The sequence below is a fragment of the Mannheimia pernigra genome, assembly GCF_013377995.1.
Classification (GTDB): domain Bacteria; phylum Pseudomonadota; class Gammaproteobacteria; order Enterobacterales; family Pasteurellaceae; genus Mannheimia; species Mannheimia pernigra.
Genome location: NZ_CP055305.1, coordinates 77,102 through 100,486 on the forward strand (window position 1 = coordinate 77,102; position 23,385 = coordinate 100,486).

General features: G+C 39.0%; 21 protein-coding genes. 8 read left to right on the top strand and 13 right to left on the bottom strand.

From position 1 onward, the window contains the following. Positions 1–57: 57 nt before the first annotated feature. Positions 58–435 carry a lysozyme inhibitor LprI family protein gene (locus HV560_RS00400; RefSeq protein WP_176807373.1) on the bottom strand — a complete coding sequence of 126 codons (378 nt, stop codon included), beginning with the start codon at positions 433–435 and terminating at the stop codon, positions 58–60. A gap of 241 nt (positions 436–676) precedes the next feature. On the opposite strand from HV560_RS00400, the gene HV560_RS00405 reads away from it, so the two are divergent. From HV560_RS00405 to ychF, 3 genes are all read left to right on the top strand, one after another. After that, positions 677–1,546 carry a D-alanyl-D-alanine carboxypeptidase family protein gene (locus tag HV560_RS00405; RefSeq protein ID WP_176807374.1) on the top strand — a complete coding sequence of 290 codons (870 nt, stop codon included), beginning with the start codon at positions 677–679 and terminating at the stop codon, positions 1,544–1,546. Between the two features lie 83 nt (positions 1,547–1,629). Then, complete coding sequence (pth, locus tag HV560_RS00410) at positions 1,630–2,214, top strand: aminoacyl-tRNA hydrolase (protein ID WP_176807375.1); 585 nt, start codon at positions 1,630–1,632, stop codon at positions 2,212–2,214. An 88-nt stretch (positions 2,215–2,302) separates the two neighbouring features. Further along, positions 2,303–3,394, top strand: a complete 1,092-nt coding sequence (gene ychF, locus HV560_RS00415; protein WP_176811902.1) for a redox-regulated ATPase YchF — start codon at positions 2,303–2,305, stop codon at positions 3,392–3,394. Between the two features lie 49 nt (positions 3,395–3,443). On the opposite strand, the gene HV560_RS00420 is transcribed toward ychF, so the two are convergent. After that, positions 3,444–4,202: an SIMPL domain-containing protein gene (locus HV560_RS00420; RefSeq protein ID WP_176811903.1), complete on the bottom strand. Its 759-nt coding sequence runs from the start codon at positions 4,200–4,202 to the stop codon at positions 3,444–3,446. Between the two features lie 245 nt (positions 4,203–4,447). On the opposite strand from HV560_RS00420, the gene HV560_RS00425 reads away from it, so the two are divergent. The 4 genes from HV560_RS00425 to HV560_RS00440 all read left to right on the top strand — a co-directional run bounded on the left by HV560_RS00425 (position 4,448) and on the right by HV560_RS00440 (position 9,031). Then, complete coding sequence (locus HV560_RS00425; RefSeq protein WP_176807377.1) at positions 4,448–6,052, top strand: L-lactate permease; 1,605 nt, start codon at positions 4,448–4,450, stop codon at positions 6,050–6,052. Positions 6,053–6,182: 130 nt separating this feature from the next. Further along, entirely contained in the window at positions 6,183–6,914 is a 732-nt protein-coding gene (locus tag HV560_RS00430; protein ID WP_159628530.1) for a (Fe-S)-binding protein, read from the top strand. A gap of 1 nt (position 6,915) precedes the next feature. Next, positions 6,916–8,325, top strand: a complete 1,410-nt coding sequence (locus tag HV560_RS00435) for a LutB/LldF family L-lactate oxidation iron-sulfur protein (RefSeq protein WP_176807378.1) — start codon at positions 6,916–6,918, stop codon at positions 8,323–8,325. 4 nt (positions 8,326–8,329) lie between these two features. Further along, on the top strand, positions 8,330–9,031 hold the full coding sequence (locus tag HV560_RS00440; RefSeq protein WP_176811904.1) for a LutC/YkgG family protein: 702 nt from the start codon (positions 8,330–8,332) through the stop codon (positions 9,029–9,031). Positions 9,032–9,583: 552 nt separating this feature from the next. Here the strand turns inward: HV560_RS00440 and serA are convergent. The 7 genes from serA to tsaA all read right to left on the bottom strand — a co-directional run bounded on the left by serA (position 9,584) and on the right by tsaA (position 16,840). Further along, on the bottom strand, positions 9,584–10,813 hold the full coding sequence (gene serA / locus HV560_RS00445) for a phosphoglycerate dehydrogenase (protein ID WP_159628533.1): 1,230 nt from the start codon (positions 10,811–10,813) through the stop codon (positions 9,584–9,586). Between the two features lie 36 nt (positions 10,814–10,849). Next, a complete protein-coding gene (gene rpiA, locus HV560_RS00450) occupies positions 10,850–11,509 on the bottom strand; it encodes a ribose-5-phosphate isomerase RpiA (RefSeq protein WP_176807379.1) in 660 nt (219 codons plus the stop codon). Between the two features lie 68 nt (positions 11,510–11,577). Further along, positions 11,578–12,912 (bottom strand): phosphoglucosamine mutase, encoded by a 1,335-nt coding sequence (glmM, locus tag HV560_RS00455; protein ID WP_159628535.1) that lies wholly within the window; start codon positions 12,910–12,912, stop codon positions 11,578–11,580. A gap of 28 nt (positions 12,913–12,940) precedes the next feature. After that, complete coding sequence (gene ilvA, locus HV560_RS00460) at positions 12,941–14,470, bottom strand: threonine ammonia-lyase, biosynthetic (RefSeq protein ID WP_176807380.1); 1,530 nt, start codon at positions 14,468–14,470, stop codon at positions 12,941–12,943. 136 nt (positions 14,471–14,606) lie between these two features. Then, entirely contained in the window at positions 14,607–15,182 is a 576-nt protein-coding gene (slyD, locus tag HV560_RS00465; RefSeq protein WP_176809270.1) for a peptidylprolyl isomerase, read from the bottom strand. Positions 15,183–15,301: 119 nt separating this feature from the next. Then, positions 15,302–16,057: an SIMPL domain-containing protein gene (locus HV560_RS00470; RefSeq protein WP_176811905.1), complete on the bottom strand. Its 756-nt coding sequence runs from the start codon at positions 16,055–16,057 to the stop codon at positions 15,302–15,304. A gap of 60 nt (positions 16,058–16,117) precedes the next feature. After that, positions 16,118–16,840 (bottom strand): tRNA (N6-threonylcarbamoyladenosine(37)-N6)-methyltransferase TrmO, encoded by a 723-nt coding sequence (gene tsaA, locus HV560_RS00475; protein ID WP_420371381.1) that lies wholly within the window; start codon positions 16,838–16,840, stop codon positions 16,118–16,120. A gap of 73 nt (positions 16,841–16,913) precedes the next feature. Here tsaA and HV560_RS00480 point away from each other — a divergent pair, with 73 nt between their 5' ends. After that, complete coding sequence (locus HV560_RS00480; RefSeq protein WP_176807383.1) at positions 16,914–17,822, top strand: 1,4-dihydroxy-2-naphthoate polyprenyltransferase; 909 nt, start codon at positions 16,914–16,916, stop codon at positions 17,820–17,822. 74 nt (positions 17,823–17,896) lie between these two features. Here the strand turns inward: HV560_RS00480 and HV560_RS00485 are convergent, their stop codons facing one another. The 4 genes from HV560_RS00485 to rpsU form a co-directional block, all read right to left on the bottom strand. Further along, on the bottom strand, positions 17,897–18,886 hold the full coding sequence (locus HV560_RS00485; protein ID WP_176811906.1) for an RsiV family protein: 990 nt from the start codon (positions 18,884–18,886) through the stop codon (positions 17,897–17,899). A 93-nt stretch (positions 18,887–18,979) separates the two neighbouring features. After that, positions 18,980–20,854 (bottom strand): RNA polymerase sigma factor RpoD, encoded by a 1,875-nt coding sequence (gene rpoD, locus HV560_RS00490; protein WP_159628541.1) that lies wholly within the window; start codon positions 20,852–20,854, stop codon positions 18,980–18,982. A gap of 99 nt (positions 20,855–20,953) precedes the next feature. After that, on the bottom strand, positions 20,954–22,726 hold the full coding sequence (gene dnaG / locus HV560_RS00495) for a DNA primase (RefSeq protein WP_176811907.1): 1,773 nt from the start codon (positions 22,724–22,726) through the stop codon (positions 20,954–20,956). Positions 22,727–22,945: 219 nt separating this feature from the next. Beyond that, a complete protein-coding gene (rpsU, locus tag HV560_RS00500) occupies positions 22,946–23,161 on the bottom strand; it encodes a 30S ribosomal protein S21 (protein ID WP_006252283.1) in 216 nt (71 codons plus the stop codon). Positions 23,162–23,385 lie beyond the last annotated feature (224 nt).

A 23,385-nucleotide genomic window follows, 5' to 3' on the forward strand; every position in this document is an offset into this window, starting at 1 on the left:
CCCCAATCATAATTTGGACTGGTTTTCCATTAAATTAAATATTGGAATATCAAATAGCTACCAGCTTTCTCTGCGGATTGCATCTATCTGACAATTACCTGTTTTACATTCACGTAGGCGATCACGTAAGTATTCGGTGCGTAATTTATTAACTTGATAGTTACAATCTACCTCAATATTTCCATTAGTTTCGCAACGATTATCTCTATATTTGATCCAGTTACGTTGTGTAGTGGTTAAACTTTTTGATATTTCACTTTTTAAATAGGTTTTTAGCTCTTTATAAACTTGATTCAGCTCATTGTCTGATTCTACAAATAACTTAGCAACGCAATAGGTACGATCGTAAGATGTAGTAAATTTTTCACAGGATTCTTCAGCAAAAACCTGGTTTGTTATAAAAAGTGATACTATTCCCAATAGTAACTTTTTCATATTATTCTCCTCAAAAAGCAATTATAGTAATTATGAACATATTTAAATTGACGGGAATATCGCCAGAAAATTAAGCTTATTTTCGCCGATTTGGGACAACAGGGCAAGCGGTTAAATTTTGAGAGAACTTTGCAAATTCGCATTTGCAAAAATTTTGTAAAAATCGACCGCTTGCTATGGAACAACTCAGGAAACGAAGTACAATACCAAACTTTGACTTTATTTTTCGACGAATCTTTTTATGAAAAAACTTATCCCTCTTATCATTACCGCATTAGTATTGAGTGCTTGCTCTTCACAACCAGCAAAGAAACCAAGTCCTCGTATTAAAGCGAAACCTGCTTATATCCCTGCTGAAAATTCAGCTTATGTAGTGTTTGATTTAAAACAGAAAAAGTTTTTAGAAGGTAGAAATGTGAATTTAGTTCTGCCGATTGCTTCGGTGACTAAGTTGATGACGGCGGTTGTATTTTTAGAAGAAAATCGTTATGGAGAAAATTGTCAAACGCAAATTTTGCCTTCAGATGCTGATTTTATTAAAGGCACAACCAGCCCGTTACCGAAGAATACCAACATTGCCTGTAGCGAATTATTAAAAGCGATGTTAGTGCGCTCGGATAACTATGCTGCGCATTCTCTTGCTCATGCAACACACTTAAATAAAGCTCAATTTTTAGCTCGAATGAACAGTAAAGCAAAAGAAATCGGTATGACTCAAACCTACTTTGGCGATAGCTCTGGTTTATCTTCTTATAATGTTTCAACGGTGGTTGATTTAGCAAAACTTGCAGGTTATGCCGCGAGTAAGCTTGAAATTCAGCAACTTTCTAATTCTCCATTGGTAAGTGTTTATGCAGGTGGTCGATATTTTTCAATGAAAAACACCAACAGTATGGTTCGCACCCAATCTTATCAAGCGTTAGTAAGTAAAACAGGTTATACCCGAGAGGCGGGTTATAATCTTGCTTTTATTGCAAAAGGAGATTGTAAAGGTAAACAAATTGGGGTAGTAAGCTTGCATAACAATAATGCAACATCTCGTGCTTATTTTACTGAAGCGATGCTAGCAAAATACCAATGTGTGGCAAATCCATATAGGCAATATGATTAATGGCAAGCTAAATACTTGTCTTGAGAAAACCTCCGTTTTTATCTACAATGTTGCCCTTTAATTAAATGAATTGAGACAAGATAGTGTCAGAAATTAAACTAATTGTTGGTCTTGCAAACCCTGGAACAAAGTACGAAGACACTCGTCATAATGCAGGTGAGTGGCTTATTAATGAACTTGCTCGAATGTATAATGTAAGCCTAAAAGAAGAAGCCAAATATTTTGGCAAAGTGGCTAAAATTAATACCGCTCAAGGAGAAGTGCGTTTATTAATACCAAGTACGTTTATGAATTTAAGTGGAAAAGCGGTTGGTGCACTAGCCAATTTTTATCGTATTAAGCCAGAAGAGATTTTAGTTGCTCACGATGAACTTGATTTGCCGCCTGGTTCGGTTAAGTTGAAAAAAGATGGCGGACACGGTGGGCATAACGGCTTGAAAGACATTATTGCGGCACTGGGTAATAACAAAGCGTTTTACCGTGTGCGAATCGGCATTGGACACCCTGGGCATAAAGAGTTAGTTGCGGCGTATGTATTAGGTAAGCCTGCTCCACAAGAAAAAGCATTAATTAATGCAGCAGTTGATGAGGCGGCACGTTGTACTGAAATTTTATTGCAAGACGGAATAGTTAAAGCAATGAACCGTTTAAATGCGTTTAAAGTGTAATAGAACAAGCGGCAAATTATTATTCGCTCTACAAGCGGTTAAATTTGCATAATTTTTTGCAAAATTGAATTGAAATAAGGAAACAAAAATGGGATTTAAATGTGGTATTGTGGGTTTACCTAATGTTGGTAAATCAACCCTTTTTAACGCATTAACAAAAGCGGGTATTGAAGCGGCAAACTATCCGTTTTGTACCATTGAGCCAAACACGGGTGTGGTGCCAATGCCAGACCCTCGTTTAGATGCGTTAGCGGAAATTGTTAAACCTGAGCGTGTATTACCCACTACAATGGAATTTGTGGATATTGCAGGCTTAGTCGCAGGTGCAAGTAAAGGGGAGGGTTTGGGTAACAAATTCTTAGCCAACATTCGTGAAACCGATGCAATTGGCCACGTTGTACGCTGTTTTGAAAACGATGACATCGTTCACGTTGCAGGTAAAATTGACCCTGCAGATGATATTGAAATCATCAATACCGAGTTGGCGTTGGCAGATTTAGACAGTTGCGAGCGTGCTATTCAGCGTTTACAAAAACGTGCTAAAGGTGGCGACAAAGAGGCGAAATTTGAATTATCAATTATGGAGAAAATTTTACCTGTGCTTGAAAATGCGGGAATGATTCGCTCTGTTGATTTAGATAAAGATGAGCTGCACGCCATCAAAGGTTATAATTTCTTAACGTTAAAACCGACGATGTATATCGCAAATGTAAATGAAGATGGTTTTGAAAATAACCCATATCTTGACCGTGTGCGTGAAATCGCAGAAAAAGAAGGGGCAGTGGTTGTGCCGGTGTGTGCGGCAATTGAGTCTGAAATTGCAGAACTGGATGATGAAGAAAAAGTTGAGTTTTTACAAGATTTAGGGATTGAAGAACCGGGTTTAAATCGTGTCATACGAGCGGGCTATCGCTTGCTTAATTTACAAACCTATTTTACTGCTGGGGTAAAAGAAGTGCGAGCGTGGACTGTTTCAGTCGGTGCAACTGCACCAAAAGCTGCAGCAGTAATCCATACTGACTTTGAGAAAGGTTTTATCCGTGCAGAAGTGATTGCTTACCAAGATTTCATTGATAACAAAGGCGAAGCCGGTGCAAAAGAAGCCGGAAAATGGCGTTTGGAAGGGAAAGAGTATATCGTTCAAGACGGCGATGTAATGCACTTCCGTTTCAATGTGTAATTTGCAAAATTTAGTAGAAAAAAGACCGCTTGCAAGCGGTCTTTTTTGTTTAATTAATTGCGTATTGAATGGTTACCACCAAGCGAACTTTTTTGTCGATGGTTGAAGTATCATAACTACCGCCATAGCTATTATCATCGCTATCTTCGGTGTTTGGGCGGCTTGATTTAATATCAAACGAACCTTGTGAGGCAGAGCGTAATAAGCCGACTTTCACATTGCTGGTTTTAGCAAATTCTTCTGCTCGTACGTAGGCATCTTGGGTGGCTTTTGCAATTAAATCACGTTTTATTTCTTCCAAATTCTCTAAATAATAATCGGGCTGGCTAAAATCAATGGCTTCGTTTTCAGCCCGTAAGAATTGGATTTTTGATAATCCATTTTGTAATTTGGCTAGGTCTTTGGTTGAAAGCACAATAGAACGTGTTGCGTTATAACCATTTTGACGAGAGCGATCTTTACCAAATTCGTCTACATAGTACTCTGTTCTCACATTCACGGAAAGCTCGGTAATTTCACGCTCTGTATCCAAAAAACCTTGTTCTTTCAAAAACTTAACGGCTTGATTTAAGTTTTGCTGATTGGCTTTCATTGCATCATTATAAGTTAAGCCCCAACCAAAAATAGACACTCGCCAAGTGCCTAGTGTGGCTTTATGTTCAGCTTCGGCAAGCCCTTTTACCGTAATGACACCTGTTTGTTGCAAGTTTTTAAATTGATGTCCAAGAATAAAGGCGGCAGCCATCAAACCTACGGCTAAAATAACACCAAAAATGGCAAGATAGCGGTTATTAGAAGTTAAAGACATAATGTTTCCTTGAAAAGTAAAGTAATTACGAAAGATTATACTTTATTGAATTGAAAAATAAACTCCAAATGAATAACTTTTGAGTGTTGTTTATAAAAATTAGGCTTTTTTTTAATCATACGCACCTTAAAAATTTGAATTATATCACAAATTTACAACAAGCCAGTTACATTACTTTTTCTAATGTGTAGAATGCACACTCAAACCAGTTGGTCATATTTTATAATCATAAAAAGAGGTGTTCTATGGCTCTATTCCTGAGCGTTTTTCCAATAGTTTTACTCATTTATTTAATGGTAAAACGCAATGCGTTACCGTCTTATGTAGCGCTTCCACTAACAGCGTTATTCATTTTTATCCTTCAACTTACTTATTTTGGTAACGATACGACCCTCATCTTTGCAAACATCATTGCAGGTTTAGGTGATGTATTAACGCCAATTACCGTTATTTTCGGTGCGATTTTATTTAATCGGTTTTCTGAGGTTTCAGGTGCAACCAACATATTGCGTAAATGGTTAGGAGCGATTAACCCAAATCCAGTTGCACAGCTCATGATCATTGGTTGGGCATTTGCCTTTATGATTGAAGGGGCATCAGGTTTTGGTACGCCAGCTGCTATCGCTGCACCAATCTTAGTAGGTTTAGGTTTTAAGCCATTACAAGTGGCAATGTTAGCACTTGTGATGAACTCTGTACCCGTTTCATTTGGTGCAGTAGGCACGCCAACGTGGTTCGGAATGGGGCCATTATTAAAAGATGGTTTATTAAATGATGGACAAGTACTTGAAATAGGTGCTATTACCGCATTAATTCACTCAATTGCGGCATTTATTATTCCAATTATGGCATTGCGTTTAATTGTAAGCTGGAAAGAAATTCGTCAGAATATTGTGTTTATTTACATTAGTATTCTAGCTTGTGTTGTGCCTTACTTTATTATTGCTCAATTTAACTATGAGTTCCCTTCATTAGTTGCAGGTGCAATTGGTCTATTGGTTTCTGTATTTGTAGCAAATGCAGGTATTGGTTTAGCGAAAACTGAGAATAATCTTGCAGGCGAAAAAGCAACTTTTGGCGAAGTAGCGAAAGCGTTATTACCAACAGGTTTGTTAATTTTTATCTTAGTAATTACACGCGTCCAACAACTTCCATTTAAAGCCTGGTTAAATGATGCAACGACTTGGATTTCAGGCTCGTTAGGTTTTGCTAATGTTGAGATCAGCCAAGGTTTGATTTTTGCTCTAAAAAATATCTTATCTACTAATGTAGCAACCAGCTATAAATTACTTTATGTACCAGCTTTAATTCCATTTGTTATCACGGTATTAATCTGTTTACCGATTTTCTCTGTCTCAGGTAAAAATACTAAAGATATTTTCGGTACATCATTTAGCCAAGTGAAGAAACCATTCTTAGCACTTTTAGGTGCAATTATTATGGTAAAATTAATGTTAATTGGCGGTTCAGAGTCAATGGTGCAAGTTATCGGCAGAAGTTTTGCAGAATTTACAGGCCAATCTTGGACATTATTTGCTTCTTTCTTAGGTGCAATTGGTGCGTTTTTCTCAGGTTCTAATACAGTATCTAACCTAACCTTCGGTACTGTACAATATGCAACAGCACAGCAAGTTGGTTTGTCTGTAACGTTAATCCTTGCATTGCAATCTGTAGGTGGTGCTATGGGTAATATGGTATGTATCAACAATATCGTTGCGGTATGTTCTGTAACAGGTATTGAGAAACAAGAAGGTAATATTATTAAGAAAACAGTAATACCAATGTTTGTGTATGGTGTAATAGCTGCTATTGCTGCATTATTTATCGTGCCAATTTTTTATAATGTATAAGTAAATATCAACATTTAATTAAGAAAGGAAGTGGTGAGTTTTTGTAAATTTTTGCAAATTCCCCTTCCTTTCTCTTTCTTAAATGGAGTCATTTGAATTTAATTCTTATTTTTATTCTGGGAGTTCCCCTATGGACGTTAATTTTTACGTTACCTGCATTGCAGATGTAATGAAAGCGGGTGTTGCAAAAAACACCGTACTTTTATTGGAAAAATTAGGTTGTAAGATCACTTTCTTAGAAAAACAAGGTTGCTGCGGTCAGCCAGCAATTAACAGTGGATATACCAAACAAGCTTTACTAGGTATGAAAAATTTAGTTGAAACTTTTGAAGCAAATGATTACCCGATTGTTGCTCCTGCTGGTTCTTGTGTCTATGCAATTAAAAATTATCCTGAATATTTTGAACGTTTTGGTGAGGTTGAATGGATTGCTCGTGCGAAAAAGATAGCAGATCGCTTTTACGATTTAACCGATTTTATTGTAAATAAATTAGGCGTTAAAGATGTTGGTGCTTACTTACCAGGTAAAGCGGTTTATCATCCGTCTTGTAGCTTATTTCGTAAATTGGGCATTAAAGATGAGCCGATTACCTTATTACAAAATGTAAAAGGTTTGGAACTATTACCCATTAAAAACCAAGAAACCTGCTGCGGTTTCGGTGGCACTTTCTCAGTCAAAATGGCGGAAATTTCGGGTGAAATGGTAAAAGAAAAAGTAGCGAATATTGATACTGATGAGCCAGATTATTTAATTGGTGCAGATGTAAGTTGTTTGATGAACATTGGTGGTCGATTAAGCCGTGAAGGTAAAGAGATTAAAGTGATGCACATTGCTGAAGTGTTAATGCAGGGGGCAAAATAAAATGTCTTATTTACAAACTAACACCCTACCTTTTAAGCAACGAGTTGAACAACAAGTTAATAATCAAGTCGTTCGTAAAGCGTTAGTAAAAGCACAAGAAACGATAGGTGCTAACCGTCAGCGTATGGTCGATGAGTTAGGTAACTGGGAAGAATGGCGTGATGATGCGAAGGCGATTCGTAACCACGTTTTAGCTAATCTTGATGCTTACCTTTACCAATTAAGTGAAAAAGTCACCCAAAACGGTGGACACGTTTTCTTTGCGGAAACGGCAGAAGAAGCGACAGATTACATAAAAAAAGTGGCGAAAGCGAAAAATGCGAAGAAAATCGTTAAGTCGAAATCGATGGTAACCGAGGAAATCGGTATGAACCACGTGTTAGAGGCAGAAGGCATTAACGTGGTAGAAACCGATTTAGGTGAATATTTGCTACAAATTGTAGGCGATAAGCCCTCTCATATTGTTGTACCTGCGATTCACAAAGATCGCTACAGAATTCGCCAAGAAATGCACGATGTGCTAGGTTATGATGGGTCTGAAACCCCAGAAGAGATGACCGCATTCGTTCGTCAAAAAATCCGTGAGGATTTTTTAGAAGCAGATATCGGTATCTCAGGTTGTAATTTTGCGGTACCAGAAACGGGTTCTGTTTGCTTAGTCACAAACGAAGGTAACCTGCGTATGGCAACAACTGTGCCAAAAACGCACATTGCAGTAATGGGAATGGAGCGTATCGCCCCAACTTTCAAAGAAGTCGATGTGTTAATTACAATGCTTGCTCGTAGTGCAGTAGGGGCAAAATTAACGGCATATAACACTTGGCTAACAGGCCCTCGTCTTGAAGGCGAAACAGATGGTCCTGAAGATTTTCATTTAGTGATTGTAGATAACGGTCGTTCTAAAATTTTAGAAAGTGAATTCCAAGAAGTATTACGTTGTATCCGCTGTGGTGCTTGTTTGAACACTTGCCCTGCTTATCGACAAATTGGTGGACACGGTTATGGTTCAATCTATCCTGGTCCGATTGGTGCGGTGATTTCCCCATTATTAGGTGGCTACGAAGAGTTTAAAGAGCTTCCATATACGTGCTCACTTTGTACTGCTTGTAATAGTGTATGTCCGGTCAAAATTCCACTTGCTCAACTTATCTTAAAACACCGTGAGAAAATTGTGGATGCAGGCTTAACGCCGATGACAGAACGCCTCTCTATTTTTGGTTTCAACTTTGCTAACTCACACCCAACACTTTGGAAAGTTGGTGTAAAAGTGGGGGCTAAAGTGGCGAGTAAACTCATTAAAAACGGAAAAGCACCTGTGAATTTTGGTGCATTAGGTGAATGGACAAAAGCACGTGATTTACCTGAATCTGAGGGTGAGAGCTTCCGTGATTGGTTTAATAACAGAGGATAAGAAAATGGATTTACAAAATCGTGAAAATTTCTTAAATAAATTGGCACAACGTATGGGCAAAGCACGCCAGAATGTGCCTGAACCAATGCCTGTGTTGGAAAATAACCACGCTATTACACGTTTAACTGATCTTGTTCAACCACAACTTTGCCAAGAGTTTATTGACTTTGCTCGAGTAATGATGGCAGATGTTATAGAGACGAAAGAAGCCGATGTAGCTCAATCGATCATCGAGATCTGCGAAAAATATGGAGGTACGAGCGTGATCATTAATAACGATCAACGCTTAAAAGATCTCGGCATTACTGAGGCGATTCAAGCGAAATACGAAGACAGCTATGTGTGGGATTTTAACCAATCAGAAACTAACTTTGAGAAAGCCAAAAATGCAAATATCGGTGTGGTTTACGGCGAATACGGCTTGGCAGAATCGGGGGGTATTGTGATTTTCTCAGATAAAGAGTTTGGACGTTCAGTGAGTTTACTCCCTGAGAAATCGGTGGTGGTATTACGCAAAAGCACGGTATTACCTCGAGTCGCACAGCTTGCCCAAATCCTGCACGAAAAAGCGCAACGAGGAGAAAGAATGCCATCTTGTGTGAATATCATTTCAGGCCCATCAGCCACCGCAGATATTGAGTTGATTAAAGTCGTTGGCGTACACGGTCCCGTCAATAAAATTTACCTCGTAATTGACGATCTGTAATTTGCAGAAAAAATCTAAAAAATAACCGCTTGTTGATCTGCCCCCAAAAGTTGGGCACCAAACCGACTGATTAAGGTGCAGATTTTTTATGGGTAAAGATTATGCTATCGAATTTGTCTACTCTGCCTAAAATCCTTTTAAGCATCATCTTATGTTCATCTGTTAATCGCTGATGTGGTGCTAATTTTGCTTTTATCTGTCTAAAAAACACTCAACCAAGTTGATTTTATGAGCAATAGTTAACGCAGGATATTTTTGATACCTAAATAGATGTTTTAAACGCCAATAGCACTCCGTAATCGCTTATGTTTATTTAACTATTGAGATAAGGCTAGAGTCAGTTTCTTGTGTTTGAAGTTTAGTCTTAAAGGACAAAATTAATGGTCAAAGCCTCATTAAAGCCTTATATTACAAGGTTTTAACCTACTTTGTAGATTCAATTTGTCCACTATCCCGATTTTTTAAAGACCAAGCCCTGCGAAATACAGTGCTCAGTCTTTATAATAAACCCTTTTGAGTTCAGTTCAAATTTCAGCCTCTTGTTTCATTATATTAGTACAGCACTCGTGCTCGAATTGTACCTTCGATGGCTTTTAAGCGTTGTAAGGCCTCATCTACGTTATCACATTCTACATCAATGACAACATAACCAATTGTAGGATCTGTTTGTAAATATTGTGCAGCAATGTTCACATTTGACTCCACAAAAATTTGGTTGATTCGGTTTAAAACACCTGGGCGATTTTCGTGAATATGCAACAAACGTTTTGCTTGGTTGTGAATAGGTAATGAAACTTCAGGGAAATTTACTGCAGATAAGGTTGAACCATTATCTGAATATTTCACAAATTTATTCGCTACTTCTGTACCGATATTCGCCTGAGCTTCCGAAGTGGAGCCTCCAATATGCGGAGTTAAGATCACGTTATCAAACTGACATAATGGAGAGACAAACGGCTCACTAATTGAAGCAGGTTCTTCAGGGAAAACATCAAGTGCGGCACCACGCAATGATCCATCTTCAATACGAGAGGCTAATGCGTCTAAATCAACCACTGTGCCACGCGCAGCATTAATTAATACAGATCCTTTTTTCATTTGACCGATACGTTCTGCATTCATTAAATTTTTAGTCGATGCCATTTCAGGCACATGGATGGAAATAATATCACAGCTTGAAAGTAAACCTTCCAAGGTTGGTACTTGTTGAGCATTACCCAGTGGTAATTTATTTTCCACATCGTAGAAATAGACCTTCATTCCTATCGCTTCGGCAAGCACACTTAATTGAGAACCAATATGACCGTAGCCCACAATGCCTAATTTTTTGCCACGAACTTCATTTGAGCCAGTGGCAGATTTATTCCATACACCACGGTGAACTTCTGCATTAGCTGTGGGAATTTGACGCATTAATAAAATCATTTCCCCTAACACTAATTCTGCCACCGAACGTGTATTTGAGAATGGTGCGTTAAATACGGGAATACCTCGTTTTTTCGCAGCCACTAAATCTACTTGGTTAGTGCCAATACAGAAGCAACCCACTGCAATTAATTTTTGAGCTTGAGCAAGCACCTCTTCTGTTAAAAACGTACGTGAGCGAATACCAACAAAGTGTGCATCTTTGATTGCCTCAATGAGCTCTTGGCCGTCTAATGCCTTCTTGTGCACTTCAATATTAGTATAACCTGCTGCCAAAAGTACATCGATTGCATTTTGATGTACGCCTTCAAGCAGAAGAAATTTGATCTTTGATTTATCCAAAGAAACTTTAGCCATATCTTGCTCCTAGTATTATGTGTTTGCGATAATAAATTATTCTAATATAACTGCACCTTCAGGCGTGCCAACAATCGTTACGTTAGCATAACGTTGTGCGAAAATGCCGTTTGTTACCACACCTGCAATATTATTGATGGTATGCTCCATTTTCAATGGTTCTATAATGTTGAAATTATGCACATCTAAAATGACGTTACCATTATCAGTGACAACCCCTTCTCGATATTCAGGCGAACCGCCCAATTTTACTAACTGACGAGCCACATAAGAACGCGCCATCGGAATCACTTCTACAGGCAACGGGAAGGTGGTACCTAAAACATCCACTTGTTTTGAGCTATCAACAATACAGATAAATTTTTTAGCCAAAGAACTTACAATTTTTTCACGAGTTAGAGCCGCACCGCCACCTTTAATCATTGCCCCTTGAGGAGTAATTTCATCAGCACCGTCAATATAAACATCGAGTTCGCTCACTTCATTGGCACTAAAAACTTCAATGCCAATATCACGCAAACGCTCTTCAGACGCTTTTGATGCAGCAACTGCCCCTTTAATTTCATCTTTCATTGAAGCTAATGCCTCAATGAAATAATTGACTGTTGATCCGCTTCCCACACCCACAATAGTATTGGGTTTTACAAATTTTAATGCCGCTTGTGCTGCAATTTTTTTCATTTCTTGCTGATCCATTTTCTGCTCCTTTTAAGCAACAAGCGGTCATATTTTGCAAATTTTTTACAAAATATGACCGCTTGCGATTAATTGCGTTTTACCGCTTCGACAATCTCTTTTGCACAGCTTTGAGCAAGTTGTGCATCTTCACATTCCACCATCACACGAATTAACGGCTCGGTGCCTGATTTACGTAATAAAATACGCCCCTTACCTGCCAAACGTTTTTCAACGCCAGCTGCGACAGCTTTTACCTCATCACTTTCAAGTGGATTTGCGGCTCCTTTTTCAAAGCGAACATTCAACAACACTTGTGGAAAGAGTGGTACAGCTTTAGTTAAATCGTTCAAGCTTAACTTATGGCTTACCATTGCTGCTAACACTTGGAGTGAGGCAATCACACCATCTCCCGTGGTATTTTTATCTAACACGATGATGTGTCCTGAATTTTCGCCACCAAGTTTCCACCCTTTTTCTTTAAGCTGCTCTAATACATAACGATCGCCTACATTCGCACGAGAGAATGGAATCGCTAATTGCTTTAACGCTAATTCCAAGCTCATATTACTCATTAATGTGCCCACCACTCCGCCTTGTAATGTGCCCGAACGCAGTGCTTCACGAGCTAGAATAAAGAGGATTTGATCGCCGTCAACTTTGTTACCTAAGCTATCGACCATTATTAAACGATCACCATCGCCGTCGTAGGCTAAACCTACATCAGCACCTGCTTCTACCACCACTTTTTGTAGTGCTTTAATATCCGTTGCACCGCATTTTTCATTGATGTTTAAACCATCTGGTTTAGTGCCGATTTCAATCACTTCTGCCCCTAATTCACGCATAACATTTGGAGCGATATGATAGGTGGCACCATTAGCACAATCTACCACGATTTTGTAACCTTCGAGGCTTAATTCAGATGGAAACGTGCTTTTACAAAATTCAATATAACGCCCTGCGGCATCGTTGATACGGCTTGCACGGCCTAAACTCTTAGAATCTACGCAGTCCATTGGCTCATCTAACATAGCTTCAATGGTTTCTTCCACTTCATCAGGCAACTTTTCGCCCACTGAAGAGAAAAATTTAATACCGTTATCGTAATATGGATTATGCGAGGCTGAAATAACAATACCCGCTTCTGCACGAAAGGTTCGCGTTAGATAAGCCACTGCTGGGGTTGGCATAGGACCAACAAACACTGCGTCTAACCCCGCTGAGGTTAAACCAGCTTCAAGTGCCGATTCCAACATATAGCCAGAAATACGGGTATCTTTACCGATCAACACTTTTTTTGTGCCTTGTGTAGCAAGTACTTTACCTGCTGCCCAACCTAATTTTAACGCAAACTCTGGCGTGATCGGAAAGCTACCTACCTCACCACGCACACCATCTGTACCGAAATATTTACGAGCCATTACTATTCCTAGTTCTTATAATAAAAGTTTATTTTAAAAAATATTGATAAGCTGGGCTTTCACTCACATTTTGGAAACGATAGCCAAGCTGTTCGAGATGCTGGTTTAATTCTACTTCATCGCAATGATTTAATGCAAATGCCGCAAGAATATCGCCATAATCTGAGCCATGGGCTCGATAATGGAATAACGAAATATCCCAATTTGTTAGTGCTTGTAAGAATTTTAATAATGCCCCTTTTTGCTCAGGGAATTCAAAGCTATAAAGTTGCTCGTTTTGAACTGATTTTGCTCTACCGCCTACCATATAACGAATATGAGTTTTGGCAATGTCATCATCTGATAAATCCACTACATCATAACCATTTTGTTGTAAATCTTTGATGATCTCCATTTTTTCTAGCAAGCCTGAAATTCTCACCCCAACAAATACACACGCATTTCTATCATCTGAATGGCGATAATTAAACTCTGTTACTGCTCTATCACCTAAAATGTGACAGAACGTTAAAAAACTGCCTTTCTGCTCTGGAATTGTTACCGCAAGTAAAGCCTCACGTTTTTCGCCAATCTCACAACGTTCTGAAACAAAACGTAACGTATGGAAATTCAAGTTTGCCCCAGACAAAATACAAGCAAGATTTTTGTCTGTTAATTGATGCTGTTTCACATATTTCTTCAAGCCAGCTAATGAAGTTGCTCCAGATGGTTCTGAAATGGCGCGCACATTTTCAAAAATTAACTTCATTGAGGCACAGATTTCATCATTATCGACTAATATCACATCATCAACATATTGCTGGCAAAGACGAAATGTTTCATCACCAATACGTTTTACGGCAATGCCATCGGCAAATAATCCAACACGTTCTAAATCTGTTGGTTGTCCTTTTTTTAGAGCGTGATACAAACAGGCGGAATCTTTTGACTCCACCCCAATCACTTTAATATTTGGCAATACTTGCTTAATTAACACAGCAACTCCGGCAATTAAGCCGCCGCCGCCGACAGGAATAAACACATAATCTAAATCTGATTTTTGTTGAACTAACTCTAAACCAATCGTGCCTTGCCCTGCAATTACCGCAGGGCTATCAAATGGATGGATAAACGTCATTCCTAATTCTTGTGAGAGGGCAATCGCTTTGGCTTTAGCCTCATCAAAATTTGCCCCAAAAAGCAAGACTTCACCACCAAAGCCACGTACCGCATCGACTTTAATCGAAGGCGTATTTTGCGGCATCACAATCAGTGCTTTTAGCCCTAAATGTTTCGCTGAAAGTGCTACGCCTTGTGCGTGATTGCCCGCAGAGGCGGCAATCACGCCTGCCTCTTTTTGCTCTTTGGAAAGGTTCGCAATCATCGAAAAAGCACCACGTAATTTGAAGCTATGAACAGGCTGACGATCTTCACGTTTAATAAATACATTATTATTTAAACGCTCAGACAGCTTTTCCATTTTTTGTAATGGTGTAACCTGAGCTAAATCGTAAATATTTGAACTTAAAATCAAGCGTAGGTAGTCGATACTAAGTAGGGTTTGTTTGGTTTCACTCATTTTCTAGAAAGGTTGTATTATTTTGTTGTTATTTTAAAGATATTGGTAAACTTTCAGTAAAATTTGACCGCTTACCTACTATCTTTATGGGTATTTAAAAGCAGATCTCCCTCCATAAAGGAGGGAGATCAAAAAATTAATGATGGTGGTGACCATCGCAACCACAGCCATTGTGGCTATGGTGATGATCGTGGCCGCTGCAACAATCTTCCTCATCGTGTCCACCACAACCGCAACTGTGTTCGTGTCCACCGTGAACGTGACCGTGAGCGATTTCTTCGACTGTAGCCTCTCGCACGCCAACTACTTCTACAGAGAATAACAATTCTTGGCCTGCTAACATATGATTGCCATCAACCACCACTTCGTCACCATCTACTTCAGTAATCACAACAGGTAATGGACCTAAATCGGTATCTGCAATAAAACGCATCCCTACCTCTAATTCATCCACTCCCATAAAGACCTCTTTTGGCACACGCTGAACCATATTGTCATTGTATTCGCCATAGCCTTCTTCTGGTTTTACTCGCACTTCAAATACATCGCCAACCGCTTTGCCTTCAAGTGCTTTTTCTAAGCCTTCCACTAAGTTATTATGGCCGTGTAAATACTCTAACGGTTGATTTGCTGGTGCTTCATCAACTAATACGCCCTCTTGAGTACGCACTTGGTAAGCGATGCTTGGCACCAAATCTTTTGTAATTTTCATATTGAATCCTTTATCCACGTTTAATTAAAAATAGCAAGCCATTGTAACGATTTATTTTATATTTGCAATCTATCGGCAAATTTTAACCGCTTGTCGTGTTTATTCACGATATTTCATTTCTATTCAAACTCTACATTTCCTGAGGCTGAAGCATAAATGGTAGTTTTACCTGCCTCAAGTGGCAACGCTTTAGCGGATTTTCCGATTGCAGCTTGTTTCACCGCATACTCCGCACTGTCATACGCTAAACGATGCTGATAATATTGCCCACCACTTTCATCTGGCGTTTGAATATTAATATTGCTCAATTTATATTTTTTTGCCCCTAAGCCTTTTTGGATAATATCAGCTTTATGTTGGAATTTTTTGATGATTTCAAGCGTCATCTCATCTTCAAGTGACGCCTTTTTTTCTGGCGACACGCTAAAATCAACATAACGAATTGCAACATCTTTACTTACACTTTCCAGCACGGCTGCCATTGCATCAAAATCTTTACTTTTTAAATGGATACTGCCTGTGGTTTCCCAACCATCAATATTGCCTTTACCATTATAATTAGCATAGTTAATTACGCCTTCGGCTTCTACTTCAATTGAAGGATATTTTTTCGCTTCTTCCAACACACGATTTAAATGTTGAGCAACCTCTTTTTTCAAATTGGGCAATGACTTACCCGATTTTTGGCTATATACATTTGCTTGCATTAAATCTTTTTCAACAGTGCGAAACACCTCTGTTGAAAAATGAAAGGTCGCAGGTTTATCTTTATTTTCGGCTGACACAGCCGCCGCTTCAGGTGTGACTGTTTGTGCAAAGGTGGTTGCTGTTGCCAGTACAAGCGGTAAAATAGTGAGAAAATTTTTCAATGTCATAATCGTCCTTAAAAGAGTTAAAGGTGATTTATTAGATCTCGTTACATTCAGAAAGTTCATTTACTCAACAGAAAGCACGAGTGCCTGATTACGCCCCTCAATTTTCCAGCGAATGTTGTAGCCCGCAAGATTCATTCCATAAACTCTATCGGCGGTTTTGTTTTGTAGATAGGCAGGCCTTGGATCTTGTGCAATCACATCACGAATAAAGGCAAGTGGCTGTTGAATGCCATATTTTGCAAAATTTTGGCAAAATTCGACCGCTTGTTGAGCAGCTTCACTAAACACAACGGATAACCTCTGCTCTGGTTTCTCTTGTGCAAAGCCCGAAACTGCTCCAGGCTCATTATCTGCATAGGCAATGTAAGGCTTAATATCGAAAATCGGTGTGCCGTTTACTAAATCCACACTGCCTAATTTCAAATAAACTTCACCATTATTCATCACGACTTGTTCTAATTTTACTTTTGATAATCCTAACGGATTTGGGCGGTGCGTTGCTCGGCTGGCAAACACGCCCACTCTTTCATTTCCACCCAAACGCGGGGGGCGAACAGTAGCGTGCCAATCCCGTTCAGGAATATGATGGAACTGAAATATCAGCCAGATATGACTAAATTGCTCCAAGCCTCTTACTGCATCAGGGCTGTTATAAGGAGGCACTAAATGCAAAATACCTTTGCCTTCTGCCACTAAATTGGGCTGACGCGGTACGGAAAACTTTTCATCATAAGGGGTATTAACAAAACCGATAGGGTTTAACTGAATGGAGGCTAATGGCATAAAGGTAGCGTTCATCGGGCTTTTTTCTGTTAAAATAGTGAAAGTGACGATCATTTTAAACGAAATATAAACGATGAACAAAAATTCTCTTTTTTCGATCTGGTTTACTACCGCCCGCCCAAAAACCTTACCGCTGGCACTCGCTTCAATTATTGTGGGCTCAGCGCTAGCACACTGGGCTGGAAAATTTGATTTTATTACAACGCTACTCTCATTTTTGACAACCATTTTATTGCAGATTCTTTCTAACTTTGCTAATGACTACGGTGATCACGTTAAAGGCTCAGATACCAAAGAACGGATTGGGCCTTTACGCGCCATTCAACAAGGTGCAATTAATGGGAAGCAGCTTAAAAAAGCGGTGATGACTTTAAGCTTGCTCTCTTTTCTTTCAGGTCTGGCATTAAGCTTATATGCTTTTGAAACTATTCAAGACTTGTTTTTCTTTATCGGGCTAGGTGTTCTTTCCATTATTGCGGCAATAACTTATACGGTTGGCAAAAAAGCCTATGGTTATTTAGGTTTAGGCGACTTATTCGTGCTGATTTTCTTCGGATTTGTGGCGGTTATTGGGGTATTTTATCTGCAAGTTCATAGCGTACTGCCAATGATTTTATTACCTGCTTTCGGTTGTGGATTACTTTCGGTTGCGGTACTAAATATCAATAACTTACGAGATATTAACCAAGACAGACAAGCTAGTAAAAACACGCTCATTGTGCGAATTGGTAGCCAAAACGGGCGGAAATACCATATTGCGTTATTAATACTCGCGGTCATTTCTTATCTAATTTTTGCAATTTTGGAATTTGAGCATTGGTACAGCTTCGTCTTCTTACTTGCTATTCCTCTACTCGCAAAACACGCTCGCTTTGTTTATCAGCATAAAGATCCGAAAGAGCTTTATCCAATTTTAGGGCAAATGGCAGGATTGGCGTTAATGACTAATTTGCTATTTAGCTTAGGAATTGTGCTGGGTTAAGTGGCAAAATTTCAACAAAAATAAACCGCTTGTAGAAAAACCACAAGCGGTTATTTTTTAGTTAAAATTTACGATTAATCTTTCAAATCTTCTTCAAAAAAACCATCTTTTTCGCCAACTTGGTAATCCGAATTGAGTAATTTATTGACACTATACCAACCCGCTTCAACTTCCACATTCCCCTCAGCATAAGAGCCTAATTCGTATGGCGGATAAACAAACACGATGCCACTAGGCGAGAAATAGAACTGCTCGGAAAGACGAAACTCCTTCTCATTTCCAAATCCGTTATATTTGCCTGATTCATCCACTCGCGTACTACTGTAATTTTTCCAAAGGATCTGTTTAAGCTCTGCTTGATTTTGCTGGCTGATTAAGTCATTTAATTTAATCTCTGCTTTTTTATCCAAATCAACATTAATATAACGAGTATAGTGCATACCATGTGCACCTCCCGCATAGCTATAGGAAGTCATTATGAAAGTAGCAATATTATTGCGTTGCCCGACAAAAGTGCTGTAGATATGGTCATCATACCCAATTGCTGGCTCAGTTTTCGCACTTTCCACTAAATCTTGATAAACGCTTTCACGGTAGTTTTTAAACTCTTCTTCTGTTGGATTTTTTAGCTTTCTGCCTTGTTCTTCGTTGTAATCATAAGCTTGATTAATCAAAAGCTGATTGAGCCAATCAAAATTTGTTTTTGGCAATGAAACAAAAGAGCTAACCTTGCTCTCTGTAATTGCAAATTCTTCTTTTGCATCAACTTGATGCTTAATGACATCTTTTTTATCAAAAATGTTTACAATTTCAACGTGTAATGCCATATTTTTTTGAGCCTTTTCAAGCTCTGCTTTTAAATTCTCATTCTCTGCTTTCACTTCTGAAAGCTCGGCAAGCTCTAGCTCTTTTTTCTCTAAAGCATCTTTGGTACTTTTTAACTCGTTGCCAAGCTGCACAATTTGTTTTTCTGCCTCAAGCACCGTTTGTGTCATTTTTCCGTCTTCACAACCAGCTATCATAAATACGGAGCCAATTAACAGAGCTAATAGTGATTTTTTCATATATTTTCCTTTTGCAAAAAATGCGATAAATACAACCGCTTGTCATAAGTTTAAAAAAATCCCCCACACCGCTTGGCACAGGGGAACTATCAATTAATCGTCTAAGAAACTACGCAAGGTTTCTGAACGACTTGGGTGACGAAGTTTACGCAGTGCTTTTGCTTCAATCTGACGAATACGCTCACGGGTTACATCAAATTGCTTACCTACTTCCTCAAGCGTATGGTCTGTGTTCATATCAATCCCAAAACGCATACGTAATACTTTCGCTTCACGAGGAGTTAAGCCTTCCAGCACTTCGTTTGTTGCCATACGCAAACTTTCTGCCGTAGCTGAATCTAGTGGCAATTCAAGGCTTTCATCTTGAATAAAATCACCTAAATGTGAATCGTCGTCGTCCCCTATTGGGGTTTCCATTGAAATTGGCTCTTTGGCAATCTTCAGCACTTTGCGGATTTTATCTTCTGGCATTCCCATACGTTCTGCCAACTCTTCTGGTGTGGCTTCACGCCCCATTTCTTGCAAACATTGGCGAGAAATGCGGTTTAGTTTATTGATAGTCTCAATCATATGCACGGGAATACGGATTGTACGAGCTTGGTCAGCAATTGAACGAGTGATTGCTTGGCGAATCCACCAAGTTGCGTAAGTTGAGAATTTATAACCACGACGGTATTCAAATTTATCTACCGCTTTCATCAAGCCAATATTACCCTCTTGGATTAAATCCAAGAACTGTAAGCCACGATTAGTATATTTTTTTGCAATCGAAATAACTAAACGCAAATTGGCTTCCACCATCTCTTTTTTCGCACGGCGAGCTTTTAATTCGCCATTTGAAATACGTCCGCCAATTTCTCGAATTTGCGCAATAGTTAAGCCTGAAGCTTGTTCTAAATTTTGTAAATTTGAGATATTAATACGAATATTATCCACATAATTTGCTAATTTTGGCACTGCATTTTTCTTCGCATTAATGGCTTTTTCTATCCACATCTCGCTTAATTCGTGACCTTGGAAGGCTTTTAAAAAATCAGCTTTATTCATTCCTGCATATTCAACTGCATAGCGTTGAATTTGACGCTCTTCCATACGCACTTGTTTCATCAATTTTTGTACAGATGCTACCAGCAAATCAAATTGTTTAGGCACTAAACGGAATTCTAGGAAAATATCGGAAAGAGCCTCAATTTGCTCTCTTGATTTTTTGCTAGTACGCCCGTGTTTTTGAATAAACAGCAATACTTTCTGATGCTGATTGCGTAATGCTTCAAATTTCTCACGAGCAAGCTCAGGATCAATTGAACCATCATCACTACTAGATGAACTATCTTCGCTTTCTTCGTCCTCATTTTCATCATCAACATCAGGAACATCCGCTACTTCATCATCCTCTAATTCTGGATCGATTTCTACTAATGGAGTCTCTTCCAAAACATTTAGATCCACAAATGCCGTGACTAAATCCGATAAACGCATTTCACCTGCTTCAACTTGGGCATAGCTCTCAAGTAAGCCCACCAACGCTTCGGGATATTCCGCTATTGCACATTGTACTTCATTAATGCCTTCTTCAATACGTTTTGCAATGTCGATCTCGCCCTCTCGGGTAAGCAGTTCTACCGTTCCCATTTCACGCATATACATACGCACAGGATCTGTGGTTCTACCTAATTCGGACTCTACGGTTGAAAGCACTTTGGTTGCTTCTTCTACCACATCTTCATCGGCAATATTTTCAGAAAGCAGAAGATCGTCAGTGTCTGGGGCAACGTCTAAAACTTGAATCCCCATATCGTTGATCATCTGAATAACATCTTCGATCTGCTCCGCATCAACTAACTCTTCTGGTAAGTGATCGTGAACTTCAGAGATCGTTAAATATCCCTGCTCACGCCCTTGTGCGATCAGAAGTTCCAATTGGGATTGCTGTTCTTGTTCTAATTGTTGATCTGCTTGGTTTTCCATAGTTTATCCGTTTATTATGCGAGCAAAAATAGTAGAGGATTATACCACTAAATTAGAGAGTGTGTCCTCATTTTATTCTATTGTCTATTTGCAAAAAATTTATAAATTTTGACCGCTTGTTATACGATTTTGCTCTAAAAAAAAGTACTCTTTTTTCTCATCATCAGTTAAGCCCACTGTTCGGTCTTTAGCAATCAATTCTTCTTTTCGACATTCCACTAATTTTGCATAGAGAAAATCAAGCGTATCAATAAAGGTAGTTTCAATATTTTCTGGCAACACTAAATGCTCCCAGCTTGCTAAAGTTTCAAGGATGTTATATTGGGGATGCGCTCGGTAATGTTCAAGTAGCCCACCCATACTGATGCCCGTATTTTGCTGACAAATCGAAACAATATCGGTTAATAATTCAAAGCCAGGCTCTTTTAACGCTTTCAGCGAGCTAACATCAGGCACAAATTTTACCAACTGCGGATTTTGTAGCAATAAGGTAATGAGCAATCGCATTGGAGTTCGCCGAATTTTAACAGCTTGATGTGCTATCTTTTCTTCTGATTTTTTATTCGCAAGTAACGCTTCCAGTTGTATTGGATCTAAAATACCTAGCTTCTGCCCTAAAATATTGCGTAAGTAAACCCGCAACATTTCTCCAGGAATCCGATTAATGAGTGGCACAGCTAAGGCAGCCAGCTTTGATTTTCCTTCTTTTGAGGAAAGATCCACATCTGAAAGCAAGCTATCAAACAGAAAATCACTGAGCGATTTAGCATTCTCTGCTAAATATTGCTCAAACCCTGCTTTTCCTTGTGAGCGAATGAAAGTATCTGGGTCTTCCCCGTCAGGTAAAAAAATAAATTTAAGCTGACGGCCATCTTGCAGATACGGCAAGGCATTTTCTAACGCTCGCCACGCAGCATCTCGACCCGCTCTATCGCCATCATAACAACAGATAATTTGCTCGGTGCAACGGAACATTTGTTGAATTTGCTCACCCGTGGTTGCCGTGCCAAGCGAAGCCACCGCATTATCAATGCCAAATTGAGCCAATGCTACCACATCCATATAACCCTCTACCACAAAGAGATAATCTGGATTTTCATTGACTTGTAAGGCTTGATATAAACCGTATAGCTCACTTCCTTTATGATAAATTACGGTTTCAGGCGAGTTCATATACTTCGCCCCTTGCTCATCATTTGGCAGCACACGCCCACCAAAGGCAATTACTCGCCCACGTTTATCCCGAATTGGAAAGATGACTCGATTGCGAAATTTATCATAAATTCGACCGCTATCATTTTTGGTTAAAACCCCTATATCAAGTAACTTTTGCGTTTCCTCAGGCGATTGCCCAAAAGTGCGTAGTGCAGCGTCAAAAGCGTTCGGAGCAAAACCAATTTCAAAGCGTTTAATAATCTCAGCTGATAAACCCCGTTTCTGCAAATAACGTTGAGGCTCAATTTGGTGGGATAAATTTTGCTGATAAAACGTTGTCACTGCTTCCATCAACTCATAAAGATTACGTTTGGTTTTAAAACTCGCTTGAGGCTTGCCATCTCGATTAATCACATTCTCTCTGGGCACTTCCAAACCGTGCATAGTGGCCAGTTCTTCAATGGCTTCTGGAAATTCCAGCTTATCGTAATCCATTAAAAATGTAATGACATTACCGTGAACACCACAACCGAAGCAGTGATAAAATTGTTTAGATTGACTTACCGAAAATGAAGGCGTTTTTTCGTGATGAAAAGGACAACAAGCCTGATAATCTCGGCCTGCCTTTTTAAGTTTGACCCGATTGTTGATAACCTCAACAATATCGGTACGAGCAACCAGATCATCAATAAACGAACGTGGGATTGTACCTTTCATTGATTTCCTCCTGCTCTTTTAATTGATACAAGCGGTTAAATTTTGGCAAAATTTTACACATTTACACAAACGCTTGCGTTGAACATAATTAAACAACCATAAAGTTGAATAAGCGAGCAATATACAACTGCTTGAAATAAAAATATAAAAACACCAAAACCGTGACCCTAATAGGCATCACGGTTTCGATATATTTTTCCAATTAGCGAACTAAGCTAATTAGTATAAACGTGTATTACGTGCGTTCTCACGGAAGTTACGTTTAGCGTGACGTTTAGCAAGTGATGCTTTTTCACGTTTACGAATTGTAGTTGGTTTTTCATAGAATTCACGAGCACGAACTTCTGCTAAGATACCCGCTTTTTCGCAAGAGCGTTTAAAACGACGTAATGCAACGTCAAATGATTCATTTTCACGAACTTTAATTACTGGCATATGCCATCACCTCAGAAAAATATGATTAAATTATTAACCGCACACAATTTTGGCGGCATAGAACAAAAAAGGTAGCGTATTCTACCCCAAGCACGTTGATAAGTAAAGTGCTATGTTTATCCAAATTTACCCATTACTTTGCGGATGTCTATAAATCATCTCATTTCAGTTGAGATGGAAAATTCAATGTTGAGGGCAACACAGGCACCGCCATTTCATTAGAT

Bases quoted from the DNA above. Each gene is read 5' to 3' on its own strand.
- HV560_RS00400 (WP_176807373.1), bottom strand. From the start codon at position 435: ATGAAAAAGTTACTATTGGGAATAGTATCACTTTTTATAACAAACCAG.
- HV560_RS00405 (WP_176807374.1), top strand. From the start codon at position 677: ATGAAAAAACTTATCCCTCTTATCATTACCGCATTAGTATTGAGTGCT.
- ychF (WP_176811902.1), top strand. From the start codon at position 2,303: ATGGGATTTAAATGTGGTATTGTGGGTTTACCTAATGTTGGTAAATCA.
- HV560_RS00420 (WP_176811903.1), bottom strand. From the start codon at position 4,202: ATGTCTTTAACTTCTAATAACCGCTATCTTGCCATTTTTGGTGTTATT.
- HV560_RS00425 (WP_176807377.1), top strand. From the start codon at position 4,448: ATGGCTCTATTCCTGAGCGTTTTTCCAATAGTTTTACTCATTTATTTA.
- HV560_RS00430 (WP_159628530.1), top strand. From the start codon at position 6,183: ATGGACGTTAATTTTTACGTTACCTGCATTGCAGATGTAATGAAAGCG.
- HV560_RS00435 (WP_176807378.1), top strand. From the start codon at position 6,916: ATGTCTTATTTACAAACTAACACCCTACCTTTTAAGCAACGAGTTGAA.
- HV560_RS00440 (WP_176811904.1), top strand. From the start codon at position 8,330: ATGGATTTACAAAATCGTGAAAATTTCTTAAATAAATTGGCACAACGT.
- serA (WP_159628533.1), bottom strand. From the start codon at position 10,813: ATGGCTAAAGTTTCTTTGGATAAATCAAAGATCAAATTTCTTCTGCTT.
- rpiA (WP_176807379.1), bottom strand. From the start codon at position 11,509: ATGGATCAGCAAGAAATGAAAAAAATTGCAGCACAAGCGGCATTAAAA.
- glmM (WP_159628535.1), bottom strand. From the start codon at position 12,912: ATGGCTCGTAAATATTTCGGTACAGATGGTGTGCGTGGTGAGGTAGGT.
- ilvA (WP_176807380.1), bottom strand. From the start codon at position 14,470: ATGAGTGAAACCAAACAAACCCTACTTAGTATCGACTACCTACGCTTG.
- slyD (WP_176809270.1), bottom strand. From the start codon at position 15,182: ATGAAAATTACAAAAGATTTGGTGCCAAGCATCGCTTACCAAGTGCGT.
- HV560_RS00470 (WP_176811905.1), bottom strand. From the start codon at position 16,057: ATGACATTGAAAAATTTTCTCACTATTTTACCGCTTGTACTGGCAACA.
- tsaA (WP_420371381.1), bottom strand. From the start codon at position 16,840: ATGCCATTAGCCTCCATTCAGTTAAACCCTATCGGTTTTGTTAATACC.
- HV560_RS00480 (WP_176807383.1), top strand. From the start codon at position 16,914: ATGAACAAAAATTCTCTTTTTTCGATCTGGTTTACTACCGCCCGCCCA.
- HV560_RS00485 (WP_176811906.1), bottom strand. From the start codon at position 18,886: ATGAAAAAATCACTATTAGCTCTGTTAATTGGCTCCGTATTTATGATA.
- rpoD (WP_159628541.1), bottom strand. From the start codon at position 20,854: ATGGAAAACCAAGCAGATCAACAATTAGAACAAGAACAGCAATCCCAA.
- dnaG (WP_176811907.1), bottom strand. From the start codon at position 22,726: ATGAAAGGTACAATCCCACGTTCGTTTATTGATGATCTGGTTGCTCGT.
- rpsU (WP_006252283.1), bottom strand. From the start codon at position 23,161: ATGCCAGTAATTAAAGTTCGTGAAAATGAATCATTTGACGTTGCATTA.